15 protein-coding genes are annotated in these 14,187 nt (G+C 69.5%); 9 read left to right on the forward strand and 6 right to left on the reverse strand.

Annotated features, from left to right (window positions below; translation table 11 throughout):
• Positions 1-57 precede the first annotated feature (57 nt).
• The 3 genes from BM349_RS17340 to BM349_RS17350 form a co-directional block, all read right to left on the reverse strand.
• The gene (locus BM349_RS17340) at positions 58-996 is read right to left on the reverse strand and encodes an NUDIX hydrolase (RefSeq protein WP_091708753.1); all 939 of its coding nucleotides are present in this window, start codon (positions 994-996) and stop codon (positions 58-60) included.
• Positions 993-3,158: an RNA degradosome polyphosphate kinase gene (locus BM349_RS17345; RefSeq protein ID WP_091708755.1), complete on the reverse strand. Its 2,166-nt coding sequence runs from the start codon at positions 3,156-3,158 to the stop codon at positions 993-995. Before BM349_RS17345 ends, BM349_RS17340 begins: the two co-directional genes overlap by 4 nt.
• A gap of 77 nt (positions 3,159-3,235) precedes the next feature.
• On the reverse strand, positions 3,236-3,934 hold the full coding sequence (locus BM349_RS17350) for a response regulator transcription factor (protein WP_091708757.1): 699 nt from the start codon (positions 3,932-3,934) through the stop codon (positions 3,236-3,238).
• A 138-nt stretch (positions 3,935-4,072) separates the two neighbouring features.
• Between BM349_RS17350 and BM349_RS17355 the strand changes: the two genes are divergently transcribed.
• The 4 genes from BM349_RS17355 (at position 4,073) to BM349_RS17370 (ending at position 7,339) form a co-directional block, all read left to right on the forward strand.
• The gene (locus BM349_RS17355) at positions 4,073-4,363 is read left to right on the forward strand and encodes a hypothetical protein (protein ID WP_091708759.1); all 291 of its coding nucleotides are present in this window, start codon (positions 4,073-4,075) and stop codon (positions 4,361-4,363) included.
• A gap of 136 nt (positions 4,364-4,499) precedes the next feature.
• Positions 4,500-5,123 (forward strand): nitrobindin family protein, encoded by a 624-nt coding sequence (locus BM349_RS17360; RefSeq protein ID WP_091708761.1) that lies wholly within the window; start codon positions 4,500-4,502, stop codon positions 5,121-5,123.
• On the forward strand, positions 5,123-6,223 hold the full coding sequence (locus BM349_RS17365) for a CAF17-like 4Fe-4S cluster assembly/insertion protein YgfZ (protein ID WP_091708763.1): 1,101 nt from the start codon (positions 5,123-5,125) through the stop codon (positions 6,221-6,223). The genes BM349_RS17360 and BM349_RS17365 overlap by 1 nt, the downstream gene beginning before the upstream one ends.
• Positions 6,224-6,232: 9 nt before the next feature.
• Positions 6,233-7,339 (forward strand): FUSC family protein, encoded by a 1,107-nt coding sequence (locus BM349_RS17370; protein WP_091708765.1) that lies wholly within the window; start codon positions 6,233-6,235, stop codon positions 7,337-7,339.
• 17 nt (positions 7,340-7,356) lie between these two features.
• On the opposite strand, the gene BM349_RS17375 is transcribed toward BM349_RS17370, so the two are convergent.
• The gene (locus tag BM349_RS17375; protein WP_091708767.1) at positions 7,357-8,175 is read right to left on the reverse strand and encodes a class I SAM-dependent methyltransferase; all 819 of its coding nucleotides are present in this window, start codon (positions 8,173-8,175) and stop codon (positions 7,357-7,359) included.
• A 75-nt stretch (positions 8,176-8,250) separates the two neighbouring features.
• On the opposite strand from BM349_RS17375, the gene BM349_RS17380 reads away from it, so the two are divergent.
• Complete coding sequence (locus tag BM349_RS17380; protein ID WP_091708769.1) at positions 8,251-9,000, forward strand: phosphoglyceromutase; 750 nt, start codon at positions 8,251-8,253, stop codon at positions 8,998-9,000.
• A 52-nt stretch (positions 9,001-9,052) separates the two neighbouring features.
• Here the strand turns inward: BM349_RS17380 and phoU are convergent, their stop codons facing one another.
• On the reverse strand, positions 9,053-9,727 hold the full coding sequence (gene phoU / locus BM349_RS17385; protein ID WP_091708771.1) for a phosphate signaling complex protein PhoU: 675 nt from the start codon (positions 9,725-9,727) through the stop codon (positions 9,053-9,055).
• Positions 9,728-9,892: 165 nt separating this feature from the next.
• Here phoU and BM349_RS17390 point away from each other — a divergent pair, with 165 nt between their 5' ends.
• Together BM349_RS17390 and BM349_RS17395 are read left to right on the forward strand one after the other, a co-directional pair.
• A complete protein-coding gene (locus BM349_RS17390; RefSeq protein WP_091708774.1) occupies positions 9,893-11,107 on the forward strand; it encodes a sensor histidine kinase in 1,215 nt (404 codons plus the stop codon).
• The gene (locus BM349_RS17395; protein ID WP_091708777.1) at positions 11,104-11,787 is read left to right on the forward strand and encodes a response regulator transcription factor; all 684 of its coding nucleotides are present in this window, start codon (positions 11,104-11,106) and stop codon (positions 11,785-11,787) included. The genes BM349_RS17390 and BM349_RS17395 overlap by 4 nt, the downstream gene beginning before the upstream one ends.
• Positions 11,788-11,812: 25 nt before the next feature.
• On the opposite strand, the gene BM349_RS17400 is transcribed toward BM349_RS17395, so the two are convergent.
• On the reverse strand, positions 11,813-12,313 hold the full coding sequence (locus BM349_RS17400; RefSeq protein ID WP_254773981.1) for a DNA modification methylase: 501 nt from the start codon (positions 12,311-12,313) through the stop codon (positions 11,813-11,815).
• 141 nt (positions 12,314-12,454) lie between these two features.
• Here BM349_RS17400 and BM349_RS17405 point away from each other — a divergent pair, with 141 nt between their 5' ends.
• Positions 12,455-12,937, forward strand: coding sequence for a CarD family transcriptional regulator (locus tag BM349_RS17405; RefSeq protein ID WP_091708781.1), 483 nt, complete (start codon positions 12,455-12,457; stop codon positions 12,935-12,937).
• 26 nt (positions 12,938-12,963) lie between these two features.
• Positions 12,964-14,169 (forward strand): 2-C-methyl-D-erythritol 4-phosphate cytidylyltransferase, encoded by a 1,206-nt coding sequence (gene ispD / locus BM349_RS17410; RefSeq protein WP_091708783.1) that lies wholly within the window; start codon positions 12,964-12,966, stop codon positions 14,167-14,169.
• Positions 14,170-14,187: the final 18 nt, after the last annotated feature.

The raw sequence follows: 14,187 nt of genomic DNA on the forward strand, positions 1-14,187 counted from the left end.
GCGAGTGGGCTCGAATGGTGAACGGGAGGTGAACGGGGCGAGGGCACCGAACGCCGGTCAAACCTTCGGAGCGTGGGTCTCGATCGCGACGATTCCCGATCCCGGATTGTCGATCGAGAGGTGCACCACCGAGAAGGCACCGGCTTCCAGCGCCGATGCGCTGCCGAGGTATGACCCTCGCAGCGTGCCTGTGGCGAGCGCGATCTCGGTGAGGATCTCGGGCAGCACCGGTCCGTGGCTGCACAGCACCGCGGGCTTGCGCGTGCGGACGCGCTCGCCGACGATCGTGCGGGCGTCCGACTTGCCGTCCTCCCAGGCGTCCTGGCTGATCAGTGCCGTCTTGTCGATCTTGCGGCCGAGCGCGGCCGACAGCGGGGCCACGGTCTTGACGCATCGGGCCGCGGGGCTCGAGACGATCTTGCGCGCTCCGAACGCCAACAGCGGACCCACGATCGAGTTGGCCTGCTTCTTGCCGCGCGGCGCGAGCGGACGAGCGGTGTCCTTGCCGTCCCACTCCTCGCGCGGGAGGGCCTTCGCGTGGCGGAGTGCGATGATCGGGAACGTGCGCAGCACGCCGTCGTCGACGAGCTTCTCGAAGTGCTCCAGGATCTCGACGTCGACCGGATAGCTGAGCCGGCCCGCCGCCTTCTTCAGCGGGACCCACTCCAGTGCCGCGATCTCCTTGTTCGGCACGAACGCCGAGGACCGGATGGCCGCGTCCGTCGCCTCGGCCGCCCAGTAGTGGACGATCTTCTGCCGCTTGTTCGGCATGCGGTAGCGCGAGACGCCGACCGGCACGCCGAGGCTCACCCGGATGCCGGTCTCTTCGTAGATCTCGCGCGTGGCGGTCTCGGCGAGCATCTCGCCCGGGTCGACCTTGCCCTTGGGCAGGGTGACGTCCTTGTACTGCGTGCGGTGGATGAGCAGCACGAGGAGCTTGTCCTCGACGATGCGCCAGAGCACGCCACCCGCCGCGTAGACGGCGGTCTCGGTCATCGTGCCGTCCGCGACCGACGGCGCCGCTGCACGTCGGTCATCGTCTGATCCTGGATGTCGACGAGCGGCTTGCCGTCGGCATCCAGGCTGTGGCGCGTCCAGTGGCCTTCGGAGTCGAGCCACCATGAGCTGGTCGTATCACTCATCGCGAGTTCGAACAGATCGGTGAGCTCCTTGAGGTGCGCCGGCGCGACCACCCGCACGAGCGCTTCGACGCGGCGGTCGAGGTTGCGGTGCATCATGTCGGCGCTGCCGATGTACACCTGCGGGTCGCCGTCGTTGTGGAACATGAAGATGCGGGAGTGCTCGAGGTACCGACCCAGGATGCTGCGCACCCGGATGTTCTCACTGACGCCCGCGACTCCGGGCTTGAGCGAGCAGATTCCGCGCACCCACACCTCGACCGGCACACCCGCCTGGCTCGCCCGGTAGAGCGCGTCGATGATCTGCTCGTCGACCATCGAGTTGACCTTGATGCGGATGCTGGCGGGCTTGCCCGCGAGGGCGTTGCGGCGCTCCCGCTCGATGAGTCGCAGGAGGCCCTTCCGCAGGTGCAGCGGCGCCACCAGGAGCCGCTTGAACTTCTTCTCGATCGCGTAGCCGGACAGTTCGTTGAACAGGCGCGTGAGGTCGCGCCCGACCTGGTCGTCGACGGTGAACAGGCCGAAGTCCTCGTAGATGCGGCTCGTCTTGGGGTTGTAGTTGCCCGTGCCGACGTGGCTGTAGTGGCGGAGCCGGCCGTCCTCCTCGCGGATCACGAGGGCGAGCTTGCAGTGGGTCTTGAGCCCGACCAGGCCGTACACGACGTGCACGCCGGCTTTCTCGAGCTTGCGTGCCCAGACGATGTTCGCGGCCTCGTCGAATCGGGCCTTCACCTCGACGAGGGCCAGCACCTGCTTGCCGGACTCGGCGGCGTCGATGAGCGACTGGACGATCGGGCTGTCGCCGGAGGTGCGATACAGGGTCTGCTTGATGGCGAGCACGTGCGGGTCCTTCGCCGCCTGCTCCAGGAACGCCTGCACGCTCGTCGCGAACGACTCGTAGGGGTGGTGCACGAGCACGTCCGCCCGGCGGATCGCGGCGAAGATGTCGGCGCGGCCGTTCTGCTCGCGTGGCTGGAAGGCGAGTGCGGTCGTGGGGACATGCGCGGGGTAGTGCAGTTCGGGCCGGTCGATCTTGGCGAGATCGAACAGACCGCGCAGGTCGAGCGACCCGGGGAGGCGGTAGACCTCCTGCTCGGTGATGTCGAGCTCGCTGATCAGCAGATCGAGCGTGACGTCATCCATGTCGTCGCCGACCTCGAGGCGGATCGGCGGACCGAACCTCCGGCGCAGGAGCTCGGCTTCGAGCGCCTGGATGAGGTTCTCGGTCTCGTCCTCCTCGATCACGACGTCTTCGTTGCGGGTGAGCCGGAAGGCGTGGTGGTCGAGGATCTCCATGCCGGGGAACAGGTCTTCGAGGTGGTTCGCGATGAGCTCCTCGAGCGGCAGGTAGCGAACCGTGTCGCCGTGCCGGGAGACGTCCACGAAGCGCGGGAGCATCGGCGGAACCTTGAGTCGCGCGAACTCCTGGCGACCGGTCTTCGCGTTGCGGATGCGGATCGCGAGGTTGAGGGAGAGCCCCGAGATGTAGGGGAACGGGTGAGCCGGGTCGACCGCCAGCGGCATCAGCACCGGGAAGACCTGACCCTGGAAGTAGTCGGAGACGCGCGTGCGCTCGTCATCCTCGAGCTGATCCCACGAGATGACCTCGATGCCGGCATCCGCCAGCGACGGCCGCACCTGCGAGGTCCAGGCGTCGGCGTGACGCAGCTGGAGCGCGTGCGCATCAGCCGAGATGTCCGCGAGGACCTCCTGCGGCGAGCGTCCCACGTTCGTCGGAATCGCCAGACCAGTGATGATGCGGCGCTTCAGGCCGGCCACTCGGACCATGAAGAACTCGTCGAGGTTGCTCGCGAAGATCGCGAGGAAGTTCGCCCGCTCGAGGACGGGCAAGGCCGGATCCTCAGCCAGCTCGAGCACGCGCTGATTGAACGCGAGCCAACTCAGTTCGCGGTCGAGGTAGCGGTTGTCGGGCAGCTGCGAGTCGAAGACCTCGGACAGGTCGAAGTCGTCGTCATCCGCGTCTCCGAGACCTGCGTCGAGCACGTCGTGTTCGATCATCCCCTCATCATTGCAGGGTGAGGTGACGTGTGTGTGAACGCTTCGACTCGCTCCGCTCGCTCAGCGGGGACCGATTGCTACGCGCCGGTGCGCTCCCGCGGAGCCGGGACCTGATCGTCTTCGTACACGTTGAAGCGGTAGCCGACGTTGCGGACCGTGCCGATGAGCTGCTCGAGATCGCCGAGCTTGGCCCGCAGACGTCGCACGTGCACGTCGACGGTGCGGGTGCCGCCGAAGTAGTCGTACCCCCAGACTTCGCTCAGCAGCTGCTCGCGGGTGAAGACGCGCGAGGGGTGCGTGGCGAAGAAGTGCAGGAGCTGGAACTCCTTGTAGGTCAGATCGAGGGGCTTGCCGTGCACCTTCGCGGAGTAGGACGATTCATCGATCGTGATGCCGGAGGTCTGGATGCGGGTCGACACCTGGTCCTTGGTCATCCGCCCGATCGCCAGCCGGACGCGCGCGTCGACCTCGGCGGGACCCGCGGTGACCAGGATGACGTCGTCGACGCCCCAGTCAGTGGACACTGCGGTCAGGCCGCCTTCGGTCACCACGAGCAGCAGCGGAGCGTCGAGCCCGGTGGTGTTGAGGATCTTGCACAGCGACTTCGCACCGACCAGGTCGATGCGCGCGTCGACGAAGATGATGTCGGCGCTGGGGGCGTTCACCAGCTGCGCAGGCTCGGCGGGAATCTGCCGGACTCGGTGGCTCAGCAGCTCCAGCGAGGGCAGGACCGGGCCGCCACCGTGGGCGGAGCTCAGAACGAGAAGCTGTGCCAAAAACGCCGTCCTCCCGGCGCAGGGGGTAGCGCCGTTCGATCCAGTTTAGGGCTTGAGGAGCCATCGATTCGATTCGATGTCCTCAGGGGTGGCTCAAGATGCGGTGCGCGCGGCCCCGACTTGCGGGATGATGGACCCGTGACCGTCCCGGAACTCGCCCCCCGTCGCACCTTCGGCGGCGTCATCGCGGTGTGGGTCGTCGCGGCCCTCGTGGGCGTCTCGATCGGACTCTTCGTGCCCGAGGCCTGGCGCGCGGCGTGGCTCACCGTCGGGCTCGGCGGCTGCCTCGTTCTCGCGTTCGCCATCCAGCTCTGGTTCGGCCGGTCGCAGGGCTTCACCGAGCGGGTCGCCGCAAGCGTGCTCGGTGCGCTGCTCGTGATGGGCGTCATCAGCCTCGGGTTCGGTCTGTCCTCGATCGTTCCCGGCTAGACTTCATCCATGGACCTCGTCGCTCTCGAACTCTTCTTCGTGGGGCTTCTCGCACTCGCGTCGCTCGCGATCTTCTTCGTGTCCGGCGTCGTGATCAAGAACCTCTATCGCGGCCAGCGCTGACGGCGGGCGCGTCGTGTTCGACCTTCCTACGGACCTGCCTGCCGACCTGGCGCCGCTGTCGTGGCTCATCGGCGTGTGGGAGGGCACCGGCGTCATCGACTACGAGGTCGACGACCATCGCTTCGCCGGCGAGTTCGTCCACCGGGTGAGCTTCAGTCACGACGGCGGCACGTACCTGAACTACGCGGCGAGCGCGTGGCTGCTGGATGACTCCCCGGCATCGGACGAAGGCGAGCGCGCACGGACGCCGCTCGTCTCCGAGATGGGCTACTGGCGGCTCTCCCGTACGGCGACGGATGCCGAAGCCGGCCCTGGGCTGCTTCCCCCGCTCGGCGTGCCGATCGCGCGCACGGCCGACGACGTCGAGCAACTGCGCAACGACAAGGGCGGATTCGACATCGAGGCCTCGATCGTCCATTCGGACGGCGTGAGCGAGCTGTACCTGGGGCAGATCCGCGGACCCCGCATCGACCTCGCCACGGACGCGGTCGTGCGCACCGCCGGCGCGAAGGTGTACGCCGCAGCCACCCGCATGTACGGCCTGGTCGACGGCCACCTGCTGTGGGCGTGGGACATCGCAGCCCTCGGCCGCGAGCTCGCCTCCCACGCATCCGCGCGTCTGGCGAAGGCGGACTGATGACCTCGCCGTTCGCACGCGTCCCCGGGGCGGTCACCGACGAGTCGGGTCTGCGCCACCTCGGCAACCCGCTGGGCGAGCAGCGCGCGCTGGCATCAGGCGCCGCGGTGGCACCGCTCGGAGACCGCGCCGTGCTTGCCGTTCCCGGTGAGGACCGGCTCTCGTGGCTCGACTCGCTGACCTCGCAGGCCCTCACCCGGCTCGCCCCTGGCGAGAGCACCGAGCTTCTCGTGCTCGATCCGCACGGGCACATCGAGCACGCCGCATCCGTCCTGGACGACGGCGAGACGACCTGGCTCATCACCGATCGTGAGGATGCCGAGCCCTTGCTGTCCTGGTTGCGCAAGATGAGGTTCCGCCTGCGCGTCGACCCTCGCGATGCGAGCGAGGAGTACGGGGTCATCGGCGGCACGCGCGCCGGCCTGAGTGCGGTGCGGCCGGCGGAGCCGACCGGCGTGCTGCTGGTGTGGACCGACCCGTGGCCGAACGTCGCGGCCGGCGGATACGCGTACGCGGTCGCCTCGTCGCATCCGGGCGCAGAGCGCGACTGGGCGGAGGCCGTCGTGACGCGCGCCGAGGAGGAGCGAATCGCGGATGCCGCCGCCACGGGCGAGCTCGCCCTCGCCGGACTCGCCGCCGCCGATGCCCTGCGCATCGCCGCATGGCGCCCCCGCCGGTCGAGCGAGGTCGACGACCGCGCGCTTCCCCACGAGCTGGACTGGCTCCGCACGGCCGTGCACCTCGAGAAGGGCTGCTACCGCGGGCAGGAGACGGTCGCCAAGGTGCACAATCTGGGGCATCCGCCCCGCCGCATCGTCGCCCTGCAGCTCGACGGGAGCGACTCCGTGCTCCCCGCACCCGGCGACGAGGTGGTCGTCGGCGAGAACGTCGTCGGCATCGTCACCTCCGCCGCGCTGCATTTCGAGGACGGCCCGATCGCCCTCGCGGTCGTGCGTCGCAGCACCCCGACGGACGCCCAGTTCGTCGTGCGCACCTCCGATGGAGACATCACCGCTGCGCAGGAGGTCATCGTCCCGCCCGAGGCGGGAGCGACTGCCGACATTCCCCGGCTGCCCCGGCTCGGTCGCCGAGCCGGCTGAGGCGACGCCGTGGGCGAGACCCCCGAGCCGACCACGACGGCCGTCGCCACCGGATGGCGCAGGCGGGTCGATCCGCGCCGCGGACTCCGGCGCGTGCAGCAGTCCTCGATCGCGATCCTGCAGATCGTGGTCGCCACGACCGGCGCATTCGCATTCGCCCACTACGTCCTCGGGCACCCCGCACCCCTGCTCGCCGCGACGGTCTGCGTCTCGAGCTTGGGCCTGGTGCGCGATGCCCGTCCGCGGCGCGTGCTCGAGACGGTGCTCGGGATGCTGGTCGGAATCCTGGTGGCCGAGCTGCTGCTGCTCGCCGCCGGGCCGGGATGGTGGCAGATCGCGCTGGCGCTCGGTCTCACGCTCGTCGTGGCCCGATTCCTCTCGGCGCAGGCGAGCTTCGCGATCGCCGCTGCGATCCAGGCGCTGATCGTGATGGTGATCCCGGCCAACGCTCCGTTCACCCGGCTGGTCGACGGGCTCATCGGAGGCATCGCGGCACTCCTCGTCACCGCGCTCATCCCTCGGACCCTTCAGCGCGACGAGGTGCGCAGCGGCACGGCTGTGTATCGCGCACTGGATTCGGCGATGGGCACGCTCGCCCAGGCCCTTCGTCGCGGAGACCGTCTGCGTGCCGAACGCGGACTCGAGAAGGCGCGGGCCCTGCAGCCGCTGGTGGACGCCTGGTCGACGTCGCTGGAATCGGGCATCGCGATCGCCCGGATCTCTCCGTTCGTGCGCCGGCATCGCTCGGAGCTCCAGCGGCACGAGCGCATGCGCCAGTCGACCGATCTGGCCACGCGCAATCTGCGGGTCATCGCCCGCCGCGTGGTCTACCTGTGCGACGACGGAGCAGCCCGGCCCGTCGCGGCCGACACGGTCGGCGAGCTGGCTCGTGCCGCGCAGCTGGTCGCCCAGTCGCTCACCGACATCTCGATCGAACCCGTCGCACGCGAGGCGGTCAAAGCGGTCGCGGCGCGCCTGGACCCGGTCGCGATGCTCCCCGACTCGTCGCTCGGCGAGCAGAACCTGATCGCCGCGCTGCGACCGCTCGCTGTCGACCTGCTGACGGCCACGGGCATGCCCAGCGCCGAGGCCCGCGCCTGCGTGCCGCGGATCTGACCCGTACCGACCTGCGATCAGCCGGGCGCGACTTCGCTCCACGGCACGGTGAGTTCACCGAGACGCCAGCGCGAGCGCTCTGCGACGGAATGCCCGGAGTCCCTGAGCGCCGTCAGCGCCGCCTCCCAGCGCTGCACGGGTCCGAAGGGCGACATCCCGGCCGCGCGATCCCATTCGCCGTCGAGCGCGCCCAGCAGCGCGTGCACCCGCTCGCCCGGGACGTTGTGATGGATCAGCGCCTTCGGCAGCCGCTCGGCTGCGATCGAGGGGCGTTCGAGCCCGGTGAGCCGCAGCGAGATCGTGAGGGTCCGGGGGACGGCATCCGGTCCGATCGCGACCCAGGTGCAGATCCGTCCGAGCTCATCGCAGGTGCCCTCCACCAGCAGCCCGTCCGGCGCCAGCCGAGCCGCCATGCGGCTCCAGGCGGCCGCCACCTCGGACTCGTCGTACTGCCGCAGGACGTTCATCGCGCGGATGACGGCGGGCCGGCGTGGAGCGGGCACCTCGAACCCGCCGAGCGCGAACGAGACACGTGGCGCCGCCGCGAACGGGGTGCGTCCGGCCCGCACATCCGCGAGCTGGGACTCCGCGCGCGCGACGCGCGTCGGGTCGATCTCGAGCCCGAGGACGTCGATGTCCGGCCGCGTGCGGGCCAGGCGGGCCCACAGCTCCAGCGCGGTGACCGCGCTCGCCCCGAATCCGAGGTCGACCACGAGCGGCTCGGGCGCTCGCCGCAGCGACGGGTGCCGAGCGATCCACCGGTCCACGCGGCGGAGCCGGTTGGTGCCGGTCGTCCCGCGCGTGACCTGTCCGATGGGGGAGCGACCGCTGGCCATACGCTCATGATGCCAGCCCGCTCGCGGAGGACGGCGACGCCGGATGGCGTGCGGGCGCGTGGCTATCATGGGGCAATGACCGCGCCCTATACGCTGATCCTCCTCCGCCACGGCCAGAGCGTCTGGAACGAGCTCAACCTCTTCACCGGATGGGTCGATGTGCGGCTCTCCGACAAGGGTGAGGCCGAAGCCATCCGCGGCGGCGAGCTGCTCGCCGAGTCGGGCCTGCTCCCCGACGTGCTGCACACCTCGGTGCTCAGTCGCGCGATCCAGACCGCGAATCTCGCCCTGGATGCCGCCGACCGCCTGTGGATCCCCGTCAAGCGCACGTGGCGCCTCAACGAGCGGCACTACGGCGCGCTGCAGGGCAAGGACAAGGCGCAGACGCTCGAGGAGTTCGGCCCGGAGCAGTTCATGCTGTGGCGCCGCTCGTTCGACGTGCCGCCCCCGCCGCTCGCCGACGACTCCGAGTTCAGCCAGGTCGGCGACCCGCGCTATGTCGGCATCGACGGCGAGGTGCCGCGCACCGAGTCCCTCGCGCTCGTGATCGACCGGTTCCTGCCGTACTGGGAGAGCGACATCGTCCCCGACCTCCGCGCCGGCAAGACCGTGCTGGTCACCGCCCACGGCAACTCGCTGCGCGGACTCGTCAAGCACCTCGACGGCATCAGCGATGCCGACATCGCCGAACTGAACATCCCGACCGGCATCCCGCTGGTCTACCGGCTCGACGAGAACCTCCAGCCGATCGGCCCGGGCGAGTACCTCGACCCGGAGGCCGCCGCCGCGGGCGCCGCCGCGGTCGCCAGCCAGGGGAAGAAGTAACGAAACGAGGGCGGATGCTGCCGAAGCAGCATCCGCCCTCGTTCGACTCCGGCTACGGCGTGACGACGTCGATCGTGTCGGTCTCGACGGTCCAATCTCCGGTGGAGAGGTAGACGACCTTCTTCGCGACGGAGACCGCGTGATCGGCGAAGCGCTCGTGGTAGCGGCTGGCGAGCGTTGCATCGACGGTGGCCGACGCCTCGCCCTTCCAGCTGTCGCTGAGCACCTTCTCGAAGACGCTGATGTGCAGGTCGTCGAGCTGGTCGTCGTCGTTGCGGATCTCCTCGGCGAGAGCCTGGTCTTCGGTGCGCAGCAGCTCGGTGAGCTTCCGCGCGACGTTGACGTCGAGCTCGCCCATCTTGGTGAAGGTCGACTTCAGCCCCTTCGGGATGGCGCGCTCGGGGAACCGCATGCGCGTGAGCTGCGCGATGTGCTCGGCGATGTCGCCCATCCGCTCGAGCGATGCGCTGATCCGCAGGGCGCTCACGACGATGCGCAGATCACGCGCGACCGGCTGCTGGCGCGCGAGGATCTCGATCGCGAGCTCGTCGAGTGCGACGGCCTTCTCATCGATGACGACGTCGGCCTCGATCACTTCCTCCGCGAGCGCGACGTCACTCGAGCTGAACGCCCGCGTCGCCTTGTCGATGGCGACGGTGACGAGTTCGGCGATCTCGACGAGACGTCCCTGGACGTCCTCGAGGGACTGATGGAAGACTTCGCGCATTGCAGCACCTTTCGTGTTCCGCAGCAGGCACATGCCTCGCGACCTGGCGATTGTCGCCATCGAAGGTTAACGAACGGTGCCGCGAGAGTGAATACTAACCGGCCCGCTCCCCGTAGGCGCGCGGGACGTCCTGGTCGGCATCCTGGGCGCCTCTACGCTTGAGCCATGGACACGTCGCAGCTCGCGCTGCTCGCTCTGCTTCTCGGAGCGGTCATCGGGGGCTCGGCTGCGTTGGTGATCATGCTCGCGATCAGAGCAAGGGATCGGGCGCGGATCGAGACGTCGTCGGAGATCCCCGCCGGTGTGCGCGAGGTTCTGCACGGCATGGACGACGCGGCGATCGTGATCGACGCCTCATCGACGGTGCTGGCGGCGTCGGCCGCGGCGGTGCCGTTCCACCTCGACGAGGGCAGCGTCCTCTCCTCGGACGAGCTGCGGGGCATCGCCCGGCGCGTGCGCAGCTCCGAATCCGCGGTCACCGCGACCCTGAGGCTGCGGCGGGGTGCTCCTCCGGCCGAGCCCCGCCTGGTCGTGGTCCGCGCGACGCGCATCTCGGCCCGACTCACCCTGCTCGTCCTGCGCGACATCACCGAGCGGGAGCGCGTCGAGCAGATGCGCCGCGATTTCGTGGCGAACACGAGCCACGAGCTGAAGACGCCGGTCGGCGCGGTGAGCCTCCTCGCCGAGGCGATCGAGTCGGCCGCCGACGATCCCGACCAGGTGCGAGACTTCGCGGGGCGCCTCACCGCCGAGGCGGCCAGGCTCGCGCAGCTCACCTCCCGCATCATGAACCTCTCCCGCCTGCAGGCCACCGACGAGTTCACCGACGAGCGCGAGGTCGCCGTCGACGAGATCGTGGCCTCGGCCGTCGAGGCCCACGCGATCCAGGCCGGCTCGACCGGTGTCGAGATCGTGCGCGGCGGCGAGCGCGGCCTCTACGTGCGCGGAGATGCGCAGGTGCTCAGCGAGGCGATCGCCAACCTGATCGCGAACGCGATCGCCTACTCGCCGCGAGGCTCCAGCGTCGGGGTCGGCGTGAAGTCGGTCGAGAACGTCGTGGAGATCGCCGTCACCGACCGCGGGATCGGAATCGCCGAGGGCGACCAGGAGCGCGTCTTCGAGCGCTTCTACCGGGCCGACCAGGCGCGTTCCCGGCGCACCGGCGGCACCGGACTCGGGCTCGCCATCGTCAAGCACGCCGTGCAGCGTCACGGCGGTGAGGTGCGGCTCTGGTCCCGCCCCGGGCGCGGCTCGACCTTCACGATCCGGCTTCCCCTGATCGATCCGCCGGTAGACCAGGTGCAGCCCAAGAAGCGCCGCAAGAAGAAGCGGGCCACTCCCGCCGCAGCATCCCACCCCACGAATGGAGCACCCGCATGACTCGCGTCCTGATCGTCGAGGACGAGCCGGATCTCGCCGACCCGCTCGCCTACCTCCTGCGCCGAGAGGGGTACGACGTCGAGATCGCCGAGGACGGGCCCGCAGCGCTCGCGGCCTACCGCGACCGCGGAGCGGACATCGTGCTGCTGGACCTCATGCTGCCCGGAATGTCGGGAACAGAGGTGTGCCGTCAGATCCGCGCGACCTCGCGGGTGCCGATCATCATGCTGACGGCGAAGGACTCCGAGGTGGACATCGTCGTCGGGCTCGAGCTCGGCGCCGATGACTACGTCACGAAGCCCTATTCGTCCCGCGAGCTGCTGGCGCGCATGCGTGCCGTCCTGCGGCGGCTCTCCCAGAATGAAGCCGATCTCGAGGACCATGTGCTCGACGGCGGGCGGGTGGTGCTGGACATCGACCGCCACACGGTGTCGGTGGAGGGTCGCGAGATCAACATGCCGCTCAAGGAATTCGAGCTGCTCGAGGTGCTCATGCGCAACGCCGGGCGGGTCCTCACGCGCGGCCAGCTCATCGACCGGGTGTGGGGCACCGACTACTTCGGCGACACGAAGACGCTCGATGTGCACATCAAGCGCATCCGCTCGCGGATCGAGAAGCACCCGAGCGATCCGTCGATGCTCATGACGGTGCGGGGGCTCGGCTACCGGTTCGAGGGCTGACGCCGCTCGGACTGAGACCGGCGGCTCAGGGCAGCAGGTCGCCGTAGTAGTCGAGCGAGCCGTCGAGCACGGGCACGTCGAACAGGATGCCGTCGCTGTCGCCGGACTGGAAGAACATGGGCAGGTTCGCGCCCGGCTTCGTGTCGATGCCTTCGAGCAGGAGCGGCTCGTTCTCCTCGGTGCCGAGGCTCACGGTGCTGTTCGCGGGCACCCGGATCTTCTCGGTCGACTTCGATGAGCCTTCACCCCACTGGATGGTCAGCGTCTCGGACTCGCTCGTCTGGTTGACGATCGCGGCGACGAGGTTGCCGTCGACGCCTTCCTCGTCGGTGACGATGAGGACGTTGCGCACCTGCAGGGGGCCCGAATCCGGGATGTTCACGCCGTCGGACGGCGAGTACGGGATCGTCGTCGCCTGAGTGGAGAGCATGGCGCAGCCGGTCGTACCGAGGACCACGAGGGCGCCTAGGGCGAGCGACGCGATGAGGCGCGATTTCACGGATCCTCCTGGGACGGCTGAGGGCATCTCTAGCATTCTAGGGGTTCGCCGTGAGCCGCGTGGAGGCGCGCGCGAGGGGCTCGCGCAGGCGGACGTGAGGGGTGGGTGGCGAACCTTACCGCATCTTCGCCTGTGGTATCCTGGAGGTTGCCGAAAGGACATAACTCCATGCTTTTTGAGGTTGGCGAAACGGTCGTCTACCCCCATCACGGGGCCGCGACGATCATCGAAGTCAAGGACCGGGTCATCAAGGGCGAGACCAAGAGATACCTGAAGCTCAACGTCACACAGGGGGATCTGATCATCGAGGTCCCCGCGGAGAATGTCGACCTCGTCGGCGTTCGCGACGTCATCGGCAAAGAGGGGCTCGACCGGGTCTTCGAGGTCCTTCGGGCACCCTTCACCGAGGAGCCCACGAACTGGTCCCGTCGGTACAAGGCCAACCTCGAGAAGCTCGCCTCCGGCGATGTCATCAAGGTGAGCGAGGTCGTGCGCGACCTGTGGCGACGTGACCAGGACCGCGGACTGTCCGCCGGTGAGAAGCGCATGCTCGCGAAGGCGAAGCAGATCCTCATCTCCGAGCTCGCGCTCGCCGAGAAGACCGACGAAGAGCAGGCCGGCGCGATCCTCGACGAGGTCCTGGCTTCCTGAGTCGGCCGCACCGGTAGCGTGAGGGCGTGAGCATCACGCCTGTGCCGCGCATCGCGGTCATCGTCGTCGCGGCCGGGTCCGGAACACGGCTCGCCGCAGGCGTGCCGAAGGCGTTCGTCGGCATCGACGAGCACAGCATGCTCCGTCACGCCCTCACCCGGGTCTTCGACGGGCCGCAGGCGCAGGTCGTGATCGTCGCGCCGGAAGGGCGCGAGGGCGATGCACTGACCGACGCGCTCGCCGCCGCCGGTGATCGGCGCGACCTCGTGACGATCGTCGCCGGCGGCCCGACGCGGCAGTCCTCCGTCGCGGCCGGGCTCGGTGCGCTCTGGGGGGACGTCGACGTGGTGCTGGTGCACGACGCCGCGCGGGCTCTGACACCGCCGGCCGTGTTCGAGCGCGTGATCGCGGCCGTCGACGCCGGACGCCCGGGGGCCATACCGGTGTTGCCGGTGATCGACACGATCAAACGGGTCGAGGACGCCTCGATCGTGGCCGCCGTCGACCGCGCCGAGCTGTCGGCCGCCCAGACGCCCCAGGGCTTCCGCCGGAGCATTCTGGATGCCGCATACGAGATCGCAGACCGCGAGTACACCGATGACGCCGCGCTGGTCGCCGCAGCAGGGCACACGGTCGCGGTCGTCGACGGCGACCCACTGGCCTTCAAGATCACCACGCCCGCGGACCTCGACCGGGCGCGGTCGCTCGTGGCGCGGCATCCGCTGACGCAGTCGACCGCGCATCTGGGCAATGCGATGCCGATCCCTCGGGTCGGCGTCGGAACCGACGTGCACGCGTTCGGCGGCGACGGACCGCTCTGGCTCGCGGGACTGGAGTGGCCGGCCGAGCCCGCGCTCTCCGGCCACTCCGACGGCGACGCCGTGGCCCATGCGATCGTCGACGCCCTGCTGTCGGCGGCGGGGCTCGGCGACATCGGAACGCACTTCGGCACCGACCATCCCGAGTACGCGGGCGCGCACGCGGATGCGTTCCTCTCGCGGACGCTCGCGCTGCTCGGTGAGGCGGGCTGGCGCATCGGCAACGTCGCGGTGCAGGTCCAGGCGAACCGCCCTCGATTCGCCGCGAGGCGCGTGGAAGCGGAGCACGCGTTGTCGTCAGCTCTCGGCGGAGCGCCGGTCTCGGTGTCCGCAACGACGACCGATGGCCTCGGCTTCACCGGTCGCGGCGAAGGCGTCGCGGCGTTCGCCTTCGCACTGGTCGTCTCCGCCTGAGCGAACGAGGGTCGCCGC

It is taken from the genome of Microbacterium sp. cf046 (genome assembly GCF_900114345.1).
Classification (GTDB): domain Bacteria; phylum Actinomycetota; class Actinomycetes; order Actinomycetales; family Microbacteriaceae; genus Microbacterium.